The organism is Pelomonas candidula, from assembly GCF_043555985.1.
Taxonomy (GTDB): domain Bacteria; phylum Pseudomonadota; class Gammaproteobacteria; order Burkholderiales; family Burkholderiaceae_C; genus Pelomonas; species Pelomonas candidula.
Genome location: NZ_JBIGIC010000016.1, coordinates 22,017 through 39,544 on the forward strand (window position 1 = coordinate 22,017; position 17,528 = coordinate 39,544).

General features: G+C 69.2%; 18 protein-coding genes. 12 read left to right on the plus strand and 6 right to left on the minus strand.

Annotation, left to right across the window (positions count from 1 at the left end; all coding sequences use genetic code 11):
- Positions 1 to 57: 57 nt before the first annotated feature.
- Positions 58 to 954 (minus strand): AraC family transcriptional regulator, encoded by an 897-nt coding sequence (locus ACG04R_RS24680; RefSeq protein ID WP_394416456.1) that lies wholly within the window; start codon positions 952 to 954, stop codon positions 58 to 60.
- Positions 955 to 1,110: 156 nt separating this feature from the next.
- Here ACG04R_RS24680 and ACG04R_RS24685 point away from each other — a divergent pair, with 156 nt between their 5' ends.
- Positions 1,111 to 2,112 (plus strand): aldo/keto reductase, encoded by a 1,002-nt coding sequence (locus tag ACG04R_RS24685; RefSeq protein ID WP_394416458.1) that lies wholly within the window; start codon positions 1,111 to 1,113, stop codon positions 2,110 to 2,112.
- Positions 2,113 to 2,275: 163 nt separating this feature from the next.
- On the opposite strand, the gene ACG04R_RS24690 is transcribed toward ACG04R_RS24685, so the two are convergent.
- On the minus strand, positions 2,276 to 2,617 hold the full coding sequence (locus ACG04R_RS24690; RefSeq protein WP_394416460.1) for an immunity protein Imm33 domain-containing protein: 342 nt from the start codon (positions 2,615 to 2,617) through the stop codon (positions 2,276 to 2,278).
- Between the two features lie 96 nt (positions 2,618 to 2,713).
- Complete coding sequence (locus tag ACG04R_RS24695) at positions 2,714 to 3,808, minus strand: DNA glycosylase AlkZ-like family protein (protein WP_394416462.1); 1,095 nt, start codon at positions 3,806 to 3,808, stop codon at positions 2,714 to 2,716.
- A 147-nt stretch (positions 3,809 to 3,955) separates the two neighbouring features.
- Between ACG04R_RS24695 and yajC the strand changes: the two genes are divergently transcribed.
- Genes yajC through ACG04R_RS24715 form a run of 4 tightly spaced genes read left to right on the plus strand, consistent with a single transcriptional unit; the run spans position 3,956 to position 9,732 of the window.
- A complete protein-coding gene (gene yajC / locus ACG04R_RS24700; RefSeq protein ID WP_394416464.1) occupies positions 3,956 to 4,279 on the plus strand; it encodes a preprotein translocase subunit YajC in 324 nt (107 codons plus the stop codon).
- A 57-nt stretch (positions 4,280 to 4,336) separates the two neighbouring features.
- The gene (gene secD / locus ACG04R_RS24705; protein WP_394416466.1) at positions 4,337 to 6,211 is read left to right on the plus strand and encodes a protein translocase subunit SecD; all 1,875 of its coding nucleotides are present in this window, start codon (positions 4,337 to 4,339) and stop codon (positions 6,209 to 6,211) included.
- 11 nt (positions 6,212 to 6,222) lie between these two features.
- Positions 6,223 to 7,257 (plus strand): protein translocase subunit SecF, encoded by a 1,035-nt coding sequence (gene secF, locus ACG04R_RS24710; RefSeq protein ID WP_394416468.1) that lies wholly within the window; start codon positions 6,223 to 6,225, stop codon positions 7,255 to 7,257.
- A 45-nt stretch (positions 7,258 to 7,302) separates the two neighbouring features.
- Positions 7,303 to 9,732: a DUF1631 family protein gene (locus ACG04R_RS24715; RefSeq protein WP_394416470.1), complete on the plus strand. Its 2,430-nt coding sequence runs from the start codon at positions 7,303 to 7,305 to the stop codon at positions 9,730 to 9,732.
- A 53-nt stretch (positions 9,733 to 9,785) separates the two neighbouring features.
- On the opposite strand, the gene ACG04R_RS24720 is transcribed toward ACG04R_RS24715, so the two are convergent.
- The 3 genes from ACG04R_RS24720 to ACG04R_RS24730 all read right to left on the minus strand — a co-directional run bounded on the left by ACG04R_RS24720 (position 9,786) and on the right by ACG04R_RS24730 (position 12,595).
- Complete coding sequence (locus ACG04R_RS24720; RefSeq protein WP_394416472.1) at positions 9,786 to 10,238, minus strand: Smg family protein; 453 nt, start codon at positions 10,236 to 10,238, stop codon at positions 9,786 to 9,788.
- Positions 10,239 to 10,337: 99 nt separating this feature from the next.
- Entirely contained in the window at positions 10,338 to 11,432 is a 1,095-nt protein-coding gene (gene dprA / locus ACG04R_RS24725; RefSeq protein WP_394416474.1) for a DNA-processing protein DprA, read from the minus strand.
- Positions 11,432 to 12,595: a LysM peptidoglycan-binding domain-containing protein gene (locus ACG04R_RS24730; RefSeq protein ID WP_394416476.1), complete on the minus strand. Its 1,164-nt coding sequence runs from the start codon at positions 12,593 to 12,595 to the stop codon at positions 11,432 to 11,434. Before ACG04R_RS24730 ends, dprA begins: the two co-directional genes overlap by 1 nt.
- Positions 12,596 to 12,710: 115 nt before the next feature.
- Between ACG04R_RS24730 and def the strand changes: the two genes are divergently transcribed.
- The 7 genes from def (at position 12,711) to ACG04R_RS24765 (ending at position 17,471) form a co-directional block, all read left to right on the plus strand.
- The gene (def, locus tag ACG04R_RS24735) at positions 12,711 to 13,247 is read left to right on the plus strand and encodes a peptide deformylase (protein ID WP_394416478.1); all 537 of its coding nucleotides are present in this window, start codon (positions 12,711 to 12,713) and stop codon (positions 13,245 to 13,247) included.
- A gap of 5 nt (positions 13,248 to 13,252) precedes the next feature.
- Complete coding sequence (gene fmt, locus ACG04R_RS24740) at positions 13,253 to 14,185, plus strand: methionyl-tRNA formyltransferase (RefSeq protein ID WP_394416480.1); 933 nt, start codon at positions 13,253 to 13,255, stop codon at positions 14,183 to 14,185.
- A 69-nt stretch (positions 14,186 to 14,254) separates the two neighbouring features.
- Positions 14,255 to 15,100, plus strand: a complete 846-nt coding sequence (gene htpX / locus ACG04R_RS24745; RefSeq protein ID WP_394416482.1) for a zinc metalloprotease HtpX — start codon at positions 14,255 to 14,257, stop codon at positions 15,098 to 15,100.
- A 38-nt stretch (positions 15,101 to 15,138) separates the two neighbouring features.
- Positions 15,139 to 15,537 carry a hypothetical protein gene (locus ACG04R_RS24750; RefSeq protein WP_394416484.1) on the plus strand — a complete coding sequence of 133 codons (399 nt, stop codon included), beginning with the start codon at positions 15,139 to 15,141 and terminating at the stop codon, positions 15,535 to 15,537.
- Between the two features lie 116 nt (positions 15,538 to 15,653).
- The gene (locus tag ACG04R_RS24755) at positions 15,654 to 16,406 is read left to right on the plus strand and encodes a head GIN domain-containing protein (protein ID WP_394416486.1); all 753 of its coding nucleotides are present in this window, start codon (positions 15,654 to 15,656) and stop codon (positions 16,404 to 16,406) included.
- Between the two features lie 23 nt (positions 16,407 to 16,429).
- Positions 16,430 to 17,149 carry an AzlC family ABC transporter permease gene (locus ACG04R_RS24760; RefSeq protein WP_394416488.1) on the plus strand — a complete coding sequence of 240 codons (720 nt, stop codon included), beginning with the start codon at positions 16,430 to 16,432 and terminating at the stop codon, positions 17,147 to 17,149.
- The gene (locus tag ACG04R_RS24765; RefSeq protein ID WP_394416490.1) at positions 17,142 to 17,471 is read left to right on the plus strand and encodes an AzlD domain-containing protein; all 330 of its coding nucleotides are present in this window, start codon (positions 17,142 to 17,144) and stop codon (positions 17,469 to 17,471) included. The genes ACG04R_RS24760 and ACG04R_RS24765 overlap by 8 nt, the downstream gene beginning before the upstream one ends.
- Positions 17,472 to 17,528: the final 57 nt, after the last annotated feature.

A 17,528-nucleotide genomic window follows, 5' to 3' on the forward strand; every position in this document is an offset into this window, starting at 1 on the left:
TGCTGCGCGCCAGGCTGGCGGGCGGCCTTGATCCCGGTCAACACGGCGCGCCCGGCGTCAGGCCCGCGCGCGCAGCTGCCCGATGTCCTCCCGCGGCGGCGCGCCGAACAGGCGGCGGTACTCGCGGCTGAACTGCGACGGGCTCTCGTAGCCGACGCGGTGGGCCGCGCTGGCGGCGTCCAGCCCGTCGCTCAGCATCAGCCGGCGCGCATGCTGCAGCCGCAATGACTTCTGGAACTGCAGCGGCGACAGCGCCGTGAGCTGCTTGAAGCGCAGGTGCAGCGTCGACGGGCTCATGTGGGCCAGCGCGGCCAGCTCGTCGATGGAGAATGGCTGGTCGAAGCGGCGTGTCAGCTGCTCGATGACGCGGTTGAGCCGCCGCGCCACGCCGTCGCCCTGCGCCAGCGCTCGCAGCCGCGGGCCCAGCGGGCCGGTCAGCACGCGGTAGAAGATCTCGCGCTGCAGCAGCGGCGCGAGCGTCTTCAGGTCTTGGGGCGCGTCCAGCAGTTGCAGCAGCCGCTGCGCGGCGTCCAGCAGCGGTGCGGTCACGGGCGCGACCTGCAGGCCGGCGTCGCCATCGGCGGCGGGCGCATCACCGTCCAGCAGCAGTTCGGCCAGCGCCTGGGTCTCGCAGGACAGGCGCAGGCACACATAGGGCTTGCTCGCGCTGGCCTCGACGACGCGGCCGCGCGGCAGCGTCGTCACCGGCACCAGCAGGCACTGCATCGCGTCGTAGTGCACGGTGCGCTCGCCGATCTGCGCCTGCTTGCGGCCCTGCAGCACGAGGACGAGGCCGGGCTCGTAGATGGCCGGCACGGGCAGTGCCGGCGCGCTGGCGCGGATCACCCGCAGCCAGGGCAGGGCGGTCCCGTGCAGGCCGTCGGCGGGCGCGCGGTCCAGGGCGAGCGCGATGGTGCGCTCGCGCAGGGCAGAGAGGTCGTCGTCGATCGGCATGCGGGCGATTGTGCAAACACCCCTGCAGGCCTGGCGGGGTCGAGGGGTATGGCCCGGAGGATCGGGCAAGCATGCGCCAGCTTTGTGCTGGCTGGCGGTGGGGCAGGTTTTCTAAGCTCCGGGCCGTCCCGTCGACGATTCATTCAAGGAGTAGCGATGACGAATATCAACTTCCCCCGCCGCCGCCTCGGCACCGCCGGCCCCGAGGTCTCGGCCCTGGGCCTGGGCTGCATGGGCATGTCCGACTTCTATGGCCCGGCCGACGACGCGCAGTCGCTGGCCGTGCTGCACCACGCGCTGGATATCGGCGTCAACTTCCTCGACACGGCCGACATGTACGGCATCGGCGCCAACGAGCGGCTGCTGTCGCCGCTGCTGCGGGCGCGCCGCGACGAGGTCGTGCTCGCCACCAAGTTCGGCCACGTGCGATCCGCGGATGGCGCGGTCACGCGCATCGACGGCAGCCCGGCCTATGTGCGACAGGCCTGCGAGGCCAGCCTGGACCGGCTCGGCGTCGACCACATCGACCTCTACTACCAGCATCGCGTCGACAAGACCGTGCCCATCGAGGAGACGGTCGGCGCGATGGCCGAGCTGGTGAAGGCCGGCAAGGTGCGCCACCTGGGCCTGTCCGAGGCGTCGGCCGCCACCATCCGCCGGGCGCACGCGGTGCACCCCATCGCCGCCGTGCAGACCGAGTACTCGATGTGGAGCCGCGACGTCGAGGCCGAGATCCTGCCGACCTGCCGCGAGCTGGGTATCGCGCTGGTGCCCTACAGCCCGCTGGGCCGCGGCTTCCTGACCGGCGCGATTCGCTCGGCCGAACAGCTCGCGCCCGACGACCGCCGCCGCATCCATCCGCGCTTCCAGGGCGGCAACCTGGACCACAACCTCGCGCTGGCGGATGCGCTCAGGTCGCTCGCGGACGAGTGGCGCTGCACGCCGGCCCAGCTCGCGCTGGCCTGGCTGCTGGACCAGGGCGACGACATCGTGCCCATCCCCGGCACGCGCAGCATCGCGCGGCTGGACGAGAACGCGCGAGCGGCGCGCATCCACCTCGACGCCGGCCGCCGCGAACGCATCGCCGCGCTGCTGGCCGCGCACGCCATCGAGGGCACGCGCTACCCGGCGGCGCAGATGAGTAGCGTCAACGTCTAGGCCAATGCGGTGAATTTGCGGCAGGCCCAGCGGTGTAGCGGCAGGAAGCTGCCGCGATGACGGCTGCGAAGCCGGTCCTTGCATTGCCGACGGGCGTGGCGGTCAGGTATCGACCCGGAGCTGCCGGTTGATGGCTCTGGGTTCGGCACCCGATAGCGGGCGTTCAACTCTGCTCTAAGAGACTCGCGTCGAACCAGACATCCTCGTAGTTCGCCCCATCGATGAGGAAGCGATAGCCGGGCGGCAAGTCAAGGTACTCGGCAGCGGCAGGCAGATGCTCGTCAAGATGCTCCACGTGCAGTGGAGAAAAGAAGTCATCGGCATCCGACAGGTCACCGCACCAGATGTACCAGCCATTCGTGGTTTCGGTAGGAGCAATGCGCATGCCGTGAATTGGCTGTCGCTTCAAAGAAGACATGGCCAAGCCGACTTTCGAGCAAGGCAACGGCGACTGCGGCTGAACCTGTGCCCACTCGCAAATCGTCTGTGTGCGGGAGGTTTTCATTCTGTTAATGAGCCCCAACTGGTTGTCACACAGGGGAGGCTACCTGAAAGCCGCCGGCCGCGGCTGTCTGCAACTGGCCGCAAGCCGCCGCCGCACCTACGCCCACGCGACTCCCAGGAACTCTGCCATCCTGAGGCATTCCTCCTCCAGCGCCGCCTTGAACCCGGCCTCGCGCGGCGCGCGGCCCGCGATGTAGCCGCAGTCCACGTTCAGCACGCCGCCCTTCACGCCGGCGTTGGCCCAGCCGATAACCTGATCCCGCCACAACAGCGGCAGCGCGTAATGCCCGCGCACCCGCTTGGCCGCCGGCGTGTAGGCCTCGAAGCGGTAGGCCCAGCTCCAAAGCAGCTCGAAGCGGCGGCGGTCCCAGACGACTGGGTCGAAGGGCGCCAGCAGCCGCACCTGCGCCGGGATGCGCCAGCCCCGCGCCGGGTCCTCGTCAGCGGGCCAGTACCAGTCGGTGCCGTCGACGCGGGCATGGGCCAGCCGGTCCTTCGCGCGGGCGAGGGTGGGCTTGCGCAGGTCCTGCCATTGCCGCGCGGCGCCGGCCAGCATGCTGATCAGCGTGGACAGGCTGCCGGCCGGCAGCGGCGCGTACTTCTGCACCAGTGCGTCGGCCATCGCGTCCATCGCCGCCTGCGGGTCGGGGTGAGCCTGCCACGGCTGAGCCAGTCGGTAGACGCGCGTGCCGCTGTCGCGCCGCACCACGTCCAGGTGGCCGCGGTAGTGCAGGCCGTCCAGCAGCTCGGTGGACAGCCGGCTGTTGCCGCCGAACCAGTTCTTCACGGGCCCGTGGCCCAGCGCCGCGTCGACGTCGGTCGGGTGCGCCTCGCCCAGGCGCTCGACCTCGGCCAGCACGGCATGGGCCAGCTTCCAGCGCGGCTTGTCCCACACGCGGCGCGTCGTGCGCGGGTGCATCAGCGCGCGCAGGCCGGGCGTGACGAAGCCGTAGTTGATGAAGAAGTCTTCCTGCAGCGGCAGGCGCGGGTAGCGGCGCTCCAGGTCGCCGGCCTGGTAGCCCTTGACGCGGTGGCGCAGCGTCAGGTCCTGGGCGCGGGCGGGTGCGCGAAGCGGGTCGGCTTGCACGAAGCCGCCCAGCTTCTCGACGGCCTTGACCAGCGTCGTCGGCGTGAACAGGCTGCGCGCGACGGCGTGGCGGCGCAGGGCGGCAAGGTCGGGGGCGTGAGGCATCGGGCGTGGTCTTGCAGGCCGGCAGGTCGGCGCGGGCGCGTGGGGCCGCGGCAGGTTAGCAGCCGCGGGAGGCGGCAGGCGGCGGCGCACTAGAATTCAAGGTTGCTTTGCGGTGGCCTTGGCCACCTTCACCCCTAGGAAAACATCGTGTTCATCTCCAACGCCTACGCCCAGGCCGCCGCTCCGGCCGCCGGTGCCGAATCCGGCCTGCCCAGCCTCCTGATGATGGTCGCCATGTTCGTGGTGGTCTTCTTCGTGATGATCCGCCCGCAGATGAAGCGCCAGAAGGAGCAGAAGGCCATGCTAGAAGCCCTGGCCAAGGGCGACGAGGTCGTCACCGCCGGTGGCGTCATCGGCAAGATCAGCAAGCTGGGCGAGAGCTTCGTCCACGTCGAGGTGGCCAGCGGCGTCGAGCTGCAGCTGCAGCGCAGCGCCATCACCCAGGTTCTCCCTAAGGGCAGCTTGAAGTAAGCGTCCCCGTGCCCATGTCCCGGGCCACGCCGTCCTGGCGCTGACAAGGAAGTTCCCATGAACCGCTATCCGCTCTGGAAGTACGCGATCCTGCTCGTCGCGTTGTTGATCGGCGCCCTGTACACCCTGCCCAACCTGTTCGGCGAAGCGCCGGCGGTGCAGGTGTCCAGCGCCAAGGTGACCGTCAAGGTCGACGGCGCGCTGCAAAGCCGCATCGAGGCCGTGCTGAAGGAGGCCAAGGTCCAGCCGGACTACGTGCAGTTCGACGGCAGCTCGGTGAAGGCGCGCTTCGCCGACACCGACACGCAGCTCAAGGCCAAGGATGCGATCAGCAAGGCGCTGAATACCGACCCGAACGAGCCGACCTATATCGTCGCGCTGAACCTGCTGTCCCGTTCGCCGCAGTGGCTGACGGCGCTGCATGCCAACCCGATGTACCTGGGCCTGGACCTGCGCGGCGGCGTGCATTTCCTGATGCAGGTCGACATGAAGGCGGCGCTGACGAAGCGCGCCGAGGCGCTCACCGGCGACGTGCGCTCCATGCTGCGCGAGAAGAACATCCGCCACAGCGGCATCACGCGTGACGGCAACACGGTGCTGATCGCCTTCCGCGACGCCGAGCAGCGTGCCGCGGCGCTGGAGCTGCTGAAGAACCAGCTCTCCGATGTCACCTGGACGCCGCAAGACGACGGCGGCATTTCCGGCGTGCTGAGCCCGAAGGCCCAGGTCGCGGTGCAGGACGCCGCGATCAAGCAGAACATCACGACGCTGCACAACCGCGTCAACGAACTGGGCGTGGCCGAGCCGGTCATCCAGCAGCAGGGGCTGGACCGGGTCGTCGTGCAGCTGCCGGGCGTGCAGGACACGGCCAAGGCCAAGGACATCATCGGCCGCACCGCCACGCTGGAGCTGCGCATGGTGGACGACAGCGCCGAGGCCCTCGAGGCGCTCAAGGGCAACGGCCCCGTCCCCTTCGGTGACGAGCGCTACATGGACCGCAGCTTCGGCCCCATCATCGTCAAGCGCCAGGTCATCCTGACCGGCGACAACCTGAACGATGCGCAGCCGGGTTTCGACGAGAACCACAACCCCGCCGTGCACCTGACCGTCGACGCCAAGGGCGCGCGGATCATGAAGGACACCTCGCGCGAGAACATCGGCAAGCGCATGGCCATCCTGCTGTTCGAGAAGGGCAAGGGTGAGGTCGTCACGGCGCCCAAGATCAACTCCGAACTGGGCAACCGCTTCCAGATCTCCGGCTCCATGACCACGCAGGAAGCCGCCGACACGGCGCTGCTGCTGCGCGCCGGCTCGCTGGCCGCGCCGATGGAGATCATCGAGGAACGCACCATCGGCCCGAGCCTGGGCAAGGAGAACATCGAGAAGGGCATCGCCTCCGTCACCTGGGGCTTTGCCGCGGTGGCGGTGTTCATGTGCATCTACTACCTGCTGTTCGGCGTCTTCTCGTCGCTGGCGCTGGGCTTCAACCTGCTGCTGCTGATCGCCGTGCTGTCGATGATGCAGGCCACGCTGAGCCTGCCGGGCATCGCCGCCATCGCGTTGGTGCTGGGCATGGCCATCGACTCCAACGTGCTGATCAACGAGCGCGTGCGCGAGGAGCTGCGTAGCGGCGCGTCGCCGCAGCAGGCCATCCATCTCGGCTATGAACGCGCCTGGGCCACCATCCTGGACTCCAACGTGACGACGCTGATCGCCGGTGTCGCGCTGCTGGTGTTCGGCTCCGGCCCGATCAAGGGCTTCGCCGTCGTGCACTGCCTGGGCATCCTGACGTCGATGTTCTCGTCCGTCGTGTTCTCGCGCGGCCTGGTGAACCTCTGGTACGGCCGCAAGAAGAAGCTCAAGAGCGTGTCCATCGGGCAGATCTGGAAGCCGCAAGGCGACGAAACCACCACCGCCGTCACCGAAGGCTGAAGGACAAGACGATGGAACTCTTTCGCATCAAGCGTGATCTGCCGCTGATGAAGCACGCGTTGATCTTCAACGCGATCTCCTTCATCACCTTCGCCGCCGCCGTGTTCTTCCTGATCACGCGCGGCCTGCACTTCTCCATCGAGTTCACCGGCGGCACTGTCATCGAGGTGGCCTACCCGCAGGCGGCCGAGATCGAGAAGACCCGGCACGTTGTCGAGAAGATGGGCTTCGGTGAAGTCCAGGTGCAGAACTTCGGCTCGTCGCGCGACGTGATGATCCGCCTGCCCATCCGCGGCGACGTCAAGCAGACCGAACTGGTCGGCAAGGTGTTCGCCGAACTGTGCACGGCCGAAAGCGGCGCGGTCAGCGAGCACCAGGAAGTGACGGCCCAGGGTGAGCAGGTCAGCAAGCAGATCTGCAAGAAGCCCGATGGCACCGAGCCGATCAAGCTGTCGCGCTCCGAGGTCGTCGGCCCCGCCGTGGGTGCCGAGCTGGCGCACGACGCCGCCTATGCGCTGGCGGCCACGGTGGTCGGCATCATGATCTACCTGGCCATCCGCTTCGAGTGGAAGTTCGCGCTGGCCGGCATCATCGCCAACCTGCACGACGTGGTCATCATCCTGGGCTTCTTCGCCTTCTTCCAGTGGGAGTTCTCGCTGGCGGTGCTGGCGGCCATCCTGGCGGTGCTGGGCTACTCGGTGAACGAGTCCGTCGTCATCTTCGACCGGGTGCGGGAAGCCTTCCGCAAGTTCCGCAAGATGAACACGCACGAGGTGATCGATCACGCGATCACGTCGACGATGAGCCGCACCATCATCACCCACGGCTGCACGCAGCTGATGGTGATCTCGATGCTGCTGTTCGGTGGTCCGACGCTGCACTATTTCGCCGTCGCGCTGACCATCGGCATCCTGTTCGGCATCTACTCGTCGGTGTTCGTTGCCGCGGCCATCGCGATGTGGCTGGGCGTGAAGCGTGACGACCTGGTGAAGACTGCCGTGAGCCGTGACGATCCGAACGATCCGAATGCCGGAGCCGTCGTGTAGAGTGGCTCGTAACTGCCACTCTCGCCGCGCCGCCCTAACGCCCTCATGACCGCCGCCCGCAACCAGGCCCTGGCCACGCAGGCACGGCGCGTCTACCTCGAGGCCCTGGTGCGGGGCATGACCCCGCTGGTAGCCGCCATCGGGCAGGGCGGCGCGCAGCTGCTGCTGCAGGCCGCGCCGCACACCATCGCGTCGGCCCGGCGTGATGCGGTGCAGGCCTGGCAGAAGCTGGGTCCGAACTGGCAGATGGCCGTCGTCGGCGCGTTGCGCCATGCGGCCGTGCACGGCGTGGCCGACACCGGCCGCGACCACGAACCGACGGTGCAGGCCCAGTCACAGAAGATGAGCCTGGTCGACGACTCGACCATCGAGCGCGAGATCACCAGCTCGCGCCTGGCGCTGGTCATGATGGACCGTGCCACCTGGGAGTTCACCGACCTGCGCACCCGCATGCAGGCGCTGGAGGCCCACGACGACCTGGAGCCGCTGGACCTGCTGCGCGCCCACGTCGTTGCCCGCATCGCGCTGGACGCCTGGACCCGCGTGGGCCTGGACGCCAACATCTGGCAGCTGTTGCACCATGAGCTGCACGAGGAGTTCGCTCAGCTCATCAGCGAGGCCTACCACGAGACCAACCGCTGGCTGATCGCGCAGAAGGTGCTGCCCGAGGTCGACCTGCGCCCCTTCATCCGTCGCACGGCCCAGGCCGCCAGGGACGCGACGGCCGCCGCCAGCGGCCTGCCCGCCCCTGTGGCGCCGCCGCCCACGCCGGCGGCGCCCGCGCCCGCCTCGGGCCTGGCGCCACTGAGTTCGCCCTCCGGCAACGGCGAGCTGCCGCGCAGCCGCGCCACGTCGCAGGCTGACGAGGTCATGGCCCAGCTGCAGCGCGTGCTGGCCCGCCACGTGCCCGGCTTCCCGGTCGTCAAGAGCCAGGTGCCGGCCCGCCCCGGTGCCGGCAAGCCCAGCCTGGCCGGGCTGAGTGGCATGCCCGCGGCGGAGGGCGGTGGTGCCAGGCCTTCGCTGGCCGATGCGTCTCCGGCGGTGAACGCGGCTTCGCCGCGGCTCGCAGGCGCCATCAAGCATGCGCAGGAGTCCCTGCAGCGGCGACCGGCGGTGGCCGGCGGTGGCACCGACAGTGCCCAGAGCGCGCCGCGCCAGCTGGAAGAGATCGGCGCCCGCAACCAGGCCTTCAAGCAGGTCCTGAAGCAGGCGGCGAGCACGCCGGCCGAGCGCGCGACCATCGAGATCGTCGCGATGATGTTCCAGAGCATCCTGACCGAGGAGCGCATCCCCGCCTCGGTGCGCGTCTGGTTCGCGCGGCTGCAGATGCCCGTGTTGCGCGTGGCCGTCTCCGAGCCCGACTTCTTCGCCGCGGCCGACCACCCGGCGCGCCGGCTCATCGACCGCATGGGCGCCTGCGTGATGGGCTTCAACGTGGCTCAGCCCGGCGCGCCCGGTGCCGAGCGCGCCAGCAACGACGCGCTGGAGCGCGAGATCAAGCGCGTCGTGCAGGTCGTCGAGGCCTACCCGGACACCGGCCGGCGCGTCTTCACCACCGTGCTGACCGAGTTCGAGAAGTTCCTCGACCACTATTTCGAGAACGAGAACCAGGCCTCCAAGCGCGGCGTGTCGCTGGCCCAGCAGGTCGAGCAGCGCGAGACGCTGGCCATCCAGTACACCATCGAGCTGCGCAAGATGCTGTCCGAGGTGCCGGTGCAGGACGGCGTGCGCGACTTCCTGTTCCACGTCTGGGCCGATGTGCTGGCCGTCACCGCCGTGCGCTCGGGCGCCCAGGCCGACGTCACCAAGTCCATGAAGCGCGCCGCGGCCGACCTGATCTGGTCCGCCAGCGCGAAGTCATCGCGCGAGGAACGCGCCGACGTCATCCGGCGCCTGCCGCCGCTGCTCAAGACGCTGCGCGACGGCATGAGCCATGCCGGCCTGCCCGTCGACAAGCAGGACGATCATGTCCGCCAGCTCAACAATGCGCTGGCCGCGGCCTTCACGGCCAAGACGGCCGCCATCCCGCGCGAGCGCCTCGACGAGCTGATGGACCAGCTCGAGACGCTGGAGGCCATGTTGCCCGAGGACATCGATGGCGACACCCATGTCGACGAGATGCTGGTGCGCGACCTGTCCGGCCACGAGTCCGACGGCATGGAGGTCGTCGCTGAGGGCGGCTCGGCGCCGACGCCGGCCATGGTGGCCTGGGCGCGCGAGCTGCAGGTGGGCGGCTGGTTCATGCTGGACTACCGCGGCCGCAACGAGCAGGTGCAGCTGGCCTGGCGCGGCCTGCGCAAGCAGCTGGCGTTGTTCGTCACACCCAAGGGCCGCGGCGTGCTGTTCTCGCTGAACCGCATGGCCGCTTTCCTGCAGGCCGGCCTGCTGCTGCCGGCGCAGGACGAAGCGCTGACGGTTCAGGCCACGCGCAAGGCGCTGGCCAAGCTGGACGCCGATCCGACCCAGCTGAAATGACGGTTGAAATGAAAAACGGCGCCTGAGGCGCCGTTTTGCTGTGCGAAGTTTGCTCAGTGGATCAGCCGGTCTTCCGGCGCGACGAAGAGCTCGTCGAGGATCAGCGCGTCGGGCTCCTCGCCCAGGCTCCAGAACACCATCAGCACGATGATCTTCAGGTCTTCCAGGTCCATCGCGTTGCCGCCGATGGCCATGGCGCGGTCGATGACCATCTCGCGCATCGGGCCGGGCAGCACGCCGGCGGATTCGAGGAAGCTGATGAAGCCGATGGACGCCTCACCCAGATGCTCGATCTCGCTGGCCGAGTAGACGCGCAGCGCGTGCGGGCTCTGCTCGGTATGGACGGCTTCGCCCGCGGCGGCCAGGCCTTGCAGCCAGTTCAGCGCCTCCTGGATTTCATCGTTCTCGAAGCCCACCGCCGTCAACTTGCGCGTCAGTTGCGCCGTGTCGGGGCAGGCGTCGGGACGCCAGTAGGTCTCGTAGAGATAAACCAGGACATCGAACATCGTGAGCCGATGATAGCCCAGCGTTTCGGACCGCCCGGCTGCGAATAACCCCCCGGTTCGACCGCTGATATCCGGGGTTAAGCTCGCTGTCCCGTCGGGCTAGCCCTGCTTGCGGCGCTGGAACAGCTGGCCCGCCAGGCGCGCCACTTCGCCGTCCAGTTCCAGCTCCAGCAGGGCCGCGCTCAGCTCGGCCGCCGGCCAGCCGCTGCGGGCCATCAGTGCGTCCAGGCTGACCGGGTCGAAGCCCATCGCATCCAGCAGCGCCTGCTGCTCGTGCGGCGTGTCCACGGCCTCCGGTGCGGCGGCGATCGGCACGCCCAGCGGTGGCAGCTCCTCCAGGATGTCCTCGGCCGACTCGACCAGCTTGGCGCCCTGGCGGATCAGCGCATGGCAGCCGCGCGCCTGCGGCGAGTGGATGGAGCCGGGGATGGCGAAGACCTCGCGCCCGGCTTCGACGGCCTGGCGGGCCGTGATCAGCGAGCCTGACTGCACGGCGGCCTCCACGACGAGGCAGCCATGCGTCAGCCCGGCAATGATGCGGTTGCGCTTGGGGAAGTTGGCGGGCAGGACCGGCGTACCCAGCGAGTATTCGCTCAGGATCAAGCCGTTGGCGGCAAGCAGCCGGGCGGCGAGTTTCTCGTTGCGGCGCGGGTAGACCTGATCCAGCCCGGTGCCGACGACGGCGATCGTGGCGCCTTCGGCATCCAGCGCGCCCTCGTGGGCGGCGGCGTCAACGCCCAGCGCCAGGCCGGAGACGATGGTGTAGCCGGCCCGGGCCAGCGCGCGGGCGAAGGCGCGGGCGTTGTCGCCGCCCTGGGCGGTCGGGTTGCGGCTGCCGACGATGGCCAGCGACGGCGTGGCCAGCAGTTCGCGCCGGCCTTGCAGCCACAACAGCAGCGGCGGGTCGGCGGTGGCGAGCAGTTGGGGCGGGTAGTCGGGGTCGGCCAGCGTCAGCAGGCCGTGACCGGGTTCGGCCAGCCAGTCCCCGGCTTTGGCGATCAGCTCGTCCAGGTGTTCGGGCGGCCGGTTGAAGGCCTCGCGCTGCTTGGGCGGCAGCGCCTGGTCCAGCGCCGCGGCGGGCAGCTCGAACACGGCTTCGGCGCTGCCGGCCATCGCCAGCAGTCGCCGCGCCGCCCCTGGGCCGACGCTCTCGGTCAGCCGCAGCCAGGCGGCCAGCTCGGCCGGAGAGAGCATCAGGGCTGCGTGAAGCGGTCGCCCGGTTTGACCGGTTCTTTCACCGAGATGATCAGCGCGTAGGACACGCGCTCGTAGACCTCGAAGACAAACAGCACGCCGTGGCGCTCGTCGGGCAGCTTGATGGCTTGGGCGCGGTCCTGGGTCTTGTCGACGACGGCTTGGCCATCGCGCCACAGCGCGAAGACATGGCCACGCTCGACGCCATCGCGCCTGCCGCGGTTCAGCGCCACGATCTGGTTTTGGCCGGCGTTCAATGCGTCGCCGTAGAGGGCAGCGATCTGGCCCTTGATCTCGTGGTCCGGAGCGTGGGGGACGTAACGGTCGAGGTTGCGCTGCGGGGTCGGTGCCAAGCGGTCGCCGACGCCGACTTCCTGCTTGACCTGCTTGATCTGCATCGTCGCCGGCACGATCTCGGTCTTGCCGTCAGCGGTCTTGCGGTCCTCGCCGGGGCGGATCAGGTCGGCCGTACCGACGTAGGGGGCCTCGTAGCCGAGCACTTCCTTGGTGGTCGGGTCGATCAGCGGGCGCGAGGTACGGAAGACGCGGAAGTCGGTCGCACCGCCGAAGTCGCCGCGGGCGTAGGCCAGGTCGCCCTGGCCCAGCACCACGCGACCTTCCTGCGAAGCGACGATGCGCGGCGCCTTGGCCAGCTCGTCGGTGTCGAAGACGACGGCGTCGGTCAGGAAAGCCTGGATCAGGTGCAGCGGGATGCTGGGGATGGCGCTGGAGTCCAGCGCTGAGATGCGCATCTGCGGGCTGAGCTTGAGGGTGTCACCCGCCGCGCCGCCGCCCACCTGCTGGCCGATCTGCAGCCGCGCGCGGCCGTCCCCCTTGACGAGCAGCAGCACTTGGCCCGGGTAGATCAGGTGGGGGTTGCGGATCTGGTCGCGGTTCATGCCCCACAGCTCGGGCCAGCGCCACGGGCTCTTGAGGAACAGCTTGGAGATGTCCCAGAGGGTGTCGCCAGCCACGACGGTGTGGCTGTCGGGCGCGTTGGGTGCCAGCTCGGACAGCGGCACGCCGGCACTGGCGACCTGGTCGGCCACGCGGCGTTGCTCGGGAGTGACGGGCAGCTTGCTGGCTTGGGCCCAGGCCGAGGTCGTCGCAAGGGTCAGGCAGGCCACAAGGACAGAAATGTGGGCGGGGCGGGCAGCAGGCATCAGGCGCGGTCTCCGAAGGGATTGCCGGATCGGCGAAAATCTGGGCGATTCTGCCCGCATTACCGGGGGCAACCAACAACCGCTAGCGCTCGTTTGCGAGTGCTTACAAGGCGCCATGGCTCAACTCGACATCCTCCGCTACCCCGATCCGCGCCTGCACACCGTCGCCAAACCCGTGACGGCCGTGGACGAACGCATCCGCCAGCTCGTCGACGACATGCTGGAAACCATGTATGCCGCCGACGGCGTCGGCCTGGCTGCGACGCAGGTGGACGTACACGAGCGTGTCATCGTCATCGACACGTCGCAGGAACGCGACACCCCGCGCGTGCTGATCAACCCCGAACTGGTGAAAACCAGCGAGCGCATGGTCGACGGCGAGGAGGGCTGCCTGTCGGTGCCGCAGATCTACGACAAGGTTGTGCGCCACGCCGAAGTCACCGTGCGGGCGACCAACCGCGACGGCGAGGTCTACGAGTTCGACGCCGATGGCCTGCTGGCCGTCTGCGTGCAGCACGAGATGGACCACCTGATGGGCAAGGTGTTCGTCGAGTACCTGAGCCCGCTCAAGCGCGACCGCATCAAGACCAAGATGGTCAAGAAGACGCGCGAGGAAGAGGCCGAGGCCAAGAAGCGCCTGCAGCGCTTCTGACTGCCATGCGCGTTGTCTTTGCCGGCACGCCGGAGTTCGCCGCCGTCGCGCTGGATGCGCTGCTGGCCGCCGGTTTCACCGTGCCGCTGGTGCTGACCCAGCCGGACCGCCCGGCGGGTCGCGGCATGAAGCTGCAGGCCTCGGCCGTGAAGCAGCGTGCCGTCGCGGCCAGTATCCCGGTGGCGCAGCCGCAGGGGCTGAAGCTCGATGGCAAATACGCCGTCGATGCGGCCGCGGCCCGTGAGGCGTTGCTGGCGGCCGATGCCGATGTGATGGTCGTCGCCGCCTACGGGTTGATCCTGCCGCAGTGGGTGCTCGACACCCCGCGGCGGGGCTGCCTGAACATCCACGCGTCGCTGCTGCCGCGCTGGCGCGGCGCTGCGCCCATCCACCGTGCCATCGAGGCCGGTGACGCCGAGACCGGCATCACCATCATGCAGATGGATGCCGGCCTGGACACCGGCGACATGCTGCTCATCGGCCGCGAGGCCATCCGTGCCGACGACACGACGTCGGTGCTGCACGACCGCCTGGCAGACCTGGGCGGGCGGCTCATCGTCCAGGCGCTGCAGGCCGCGTCGCTGGCGCGCACGGCACAGCCGGCCGAGGGCGTCACCTACGCGCACAAGATCGAGAAGGCCGAGAGCACGATCGACTGGACCCAGTCCGCGGCCGAGATCGAGCGCCGCCTGCGCGCCTTCGATCCCTTCCCGGGCGGCGCGGCTGTGCTGGCCGGCGAGACGGTCAAGGTCTGGCGTGCCGAGCTGGCCGACGGCAGCGGTGCGCCGGGCGAGGTCATCGCCGCCGGCCCCGTCGTGGCCTGCGGTCAGGGTGCGCTGAAGCTGACCGAGCTGCAGCGCGCCGGCGGCAAGCGCGGCCCGGCGGCGGCCTTTCTGCAGGCCCGGCCCATCGCCGTCGGCGAACGCTTCGACGCTTGAAGCCAGCTTGAAAGCACCGGGCGTGGCACCATCTGCCACGTCATCTGTCACTCCGGAAAGCCTCACCCGATGTTCAACCTCGTGAAGACTGCCATGCTGATGGCCGCCATCACGGCGCTGTTCATGGCCGTGGGCGTCATGATCGGCGGCCGGGCCGGCATGCTGATCGCGCTGCTGGTGGCCGTCGGCATGAACTTCTTCAGCTACTGGTTCTCCGCGGACATGGTGCTGAAGATGTACAACGCCCGCGAGGTGGATGCGTCGTCAGCGCCGCAGTTCTACGGCCTGGTGGCCGAACTGGCCCAGCGCGCCGGTCTGCCCATGCCGAAGGTCTACCTGATCGAGGAAGACGCGCCCAACGCCTTCGCGACGGGCCGCAACCCCGAGCACGCGGCCGTCGCGGCGACGACCGGCATCCTGCGCGTGCTGTCCGAGCGCGAGCTGCGTGGCGTCATGGCGCACGAGCTGGCCCACGTGGCCAACCGCGACATCCTGACCAGCACCATCAGCGCGACGATGGCCGGTGCGATCTCGATGCTGGCCAATTTCGCCGCCTTCTTCGGCGGCCGTGACGAGCATGGCCGGCCGACCAACCCGATCGCCGGCATCGCGGTGGCCATCCTCGCGCCGCTGGCGGCCAGCCTGATCCAGATGGCCATCAGCCGTGCCCGCGAGTTCGAGGCCGACCGTGGCGGCGCCGAGATTTCCGGCGACCCGGCTGCGCTGGCGTCGGCGCTGGACAAGATCCATCGCGTTGCCCAGGGCATTCCGCTCGGCACCGCCGAGGCGCACCCCGAGACGGCGCAGATGATGATCATGAACCCGCTGTCCGGCGGTGGCCTGAGCGGGCTGTTTTCCACGCATCCGCCGACCGAAGAGCGCATCGCACGGTTGCTGGCGATGGCCAGGCGCTGATACTCAAGTTCCCCACCCCGCCGCCGATACCTGAGCAGATGAAGCATCTCCTTCTTGCCCTGCCCCTGCTCGCAGCCCTGAGCGCCTGCGAGCAGCTGGGCATCGACGACCCCGTCAAGGTGGCCGCCGCCAAGGAGGCCGACGGCAAGGCCATCGGCAGCGCCTGCCGGCATGCGATGCGCGCCATCGAAGACTGCTACGTTCTCAACCCCAAGGCCCAGAAAGCTGCCGTCTATGCCGGCTGGCGCGAGATGGACGAGTACATGCGCGAGAACAAGCTCGAGGGCATCGTGCCCGTCGTGCCGCGCCCCGGGGCCGTGAAGCAGGCCGACGACGACACCGTCGACAAGCCCGCCGAAAAACCGGCCGAGAAGAGTACCGAAAAGAGCACCGACAAGGCAGCCGACAAGGCTGCGGAGAAGCCCAAGGCCCACTGACCGGTGCGCCGCAGGCGCATCTCGGCCCCCGAATCCTGCGGGTCGTCGCGTGGCGCTGGGGCGGGGCCGGGCGGCCCGACAACATGGCGTCCATCGCAACCTTGATGGAGCCCGCCATGAACACCTCCCGCCGTCTTGTCGCCCTCGGCCTCGTCGCCGCCAGCCTGTGCGGCGCTGCCGAAGCCTGGAGCTGGGGCAGCAGCGAGCGCGTCACCGGCAATGGAGACGTCGCGACCGAGGTGCGCGACACCGGCGCCTTCGACGGCGTGGCGCTGAGCGGCGGCTTCAACGTCGTCATCCGCCAGGGCAAGGGCGGCAAGGTCGAGGTCAAGGCCGACCGCAACCTGCTGCCCTACATCGAGACCGATGTCGTCGACGGCAGCAAGGGCCGCACGCTTCGGATCGGACCGCGCAAGAACACCAGCTTCTCCACGTCCTTCACGCCCAGCCTCGTCATCGAGATGCCGGCGCTGCGCGCGGTATCGGTGGCGGGGTCCGGCAAGGTCCAGGTCGAGGCCATGAAGACCGGCGGCGTCGACGCCGACATCGCCGGCTCGGGCGACATCCGCTTCGCGCAGCTGGACGCCGAGCGTCTGGGCATGCGCGTCAGCGGCAGCGGCGACATCGTCGCTGCCGGTCGCTGCAATAACGCCCATGTCTCCATCGCCGGCAGCGGCGACGTGCGCGCCGTCGACCTGGCGGCCGACGAGGTCAAGGTCAGTATTGCCGGCAGCGGCGACGCGCAGGTCAACGCGGCGAAGAGGCTCAACGTCTCCATCGCGGGCAGCGGCGACGTGAAGTACACGGGCTCGCCGGAGATCACCAGCTCCATCGCCGGCAGCGGCAAGGTGCGTCGTCTCGAGAAGTAAACGCGGCCGCCGACAATGGCGGCATGCAGTTGATTCAAAAGCTGCGCGCGCTGGTCGGTGATCCCGACTTCCAGCACGGCGCGCGCGACATGGCCTCCCCTTCGCTGGGGTTGGCCGCCTGGGGGCTGGTGGCTGGCGTCACGATGGTGAAGAGCGGGCTCAGCCTGCCGCTGGCGATGGGCATGTCCCTGCTCGTCTTCGCCGGTAGCGCGCAGCTGACGGCGCTGCCGCTGATCGCCTCCGGCGCGCCGCTGTGGGTGCTGCTGGCCACGGCCTTCTGCGTGAACCTGCGCTTCGTCATCTTCAGCGCGCAATGGCGCAGCTACTGGGCGCATCTGCCGCGCTGGCGCCGGCTGCTGAGCGGCTATCTGTCGGCCGACCTGAACTTCGTCTACTTCGTGAAGCGCTACCCCGACCCGGTGCCGGCACCGGGCCAGCAGCGCTACTTCTGGGGCGGCGTCGCGATCAACTGGCCGACCTGGCAGGTTTGCTCCTTCACCGGCATTTTTCTGGCCGACCGCATCCCGACGCAATGGGGCATCGGCTTCGCCGGCGTGCTGGCGCTGCTGGGGCTGTCCTACGCGCTGCTGAGCGAGCGCCTGCTGTGGTGGGTGGCGGTGACGGCGGGCGCCGTGTCCATCGCGACCTACTCGCTGCCGCTCAAGCTCAACATCCTGTGCGCCATCGTCGCGGCCGGTGCGGTGGGCTGGTGGCTGGACACGCGAAAGGCGCGCCATGAGTGACGCGATGACCTGGGTGGCCCTGTTCGGCCTGGCCGCGATCAGCGTGCTGACGCGCAGCTTCTTCATGATCAGCGAGCGGCCGTTGCCCATCCCCGACTGGCTGCGCGAGCTGCTGAAGGTCGCGCCGCTGGCCGCACTGGTGGCCGTCGTTGCGCCGGAAATCTTCATGACGCAGGGCCACGTCATCACGACCTGGCAGGACGCGCGCTGGCCCGCTGCGGTGGCCGCGACGGGCTACTACTTCTGGCGCAAGGGCATCCTGGGGACCATCCTCGTCGGCATGGCCGTAATGCTGCCGCTCAAGCTCGGACTCGGTTGGTAACCGTCGGGAGCGCGCGGGCGGCGAGAATCGCGGCAGTTTCTCTACCCAACCGCACCC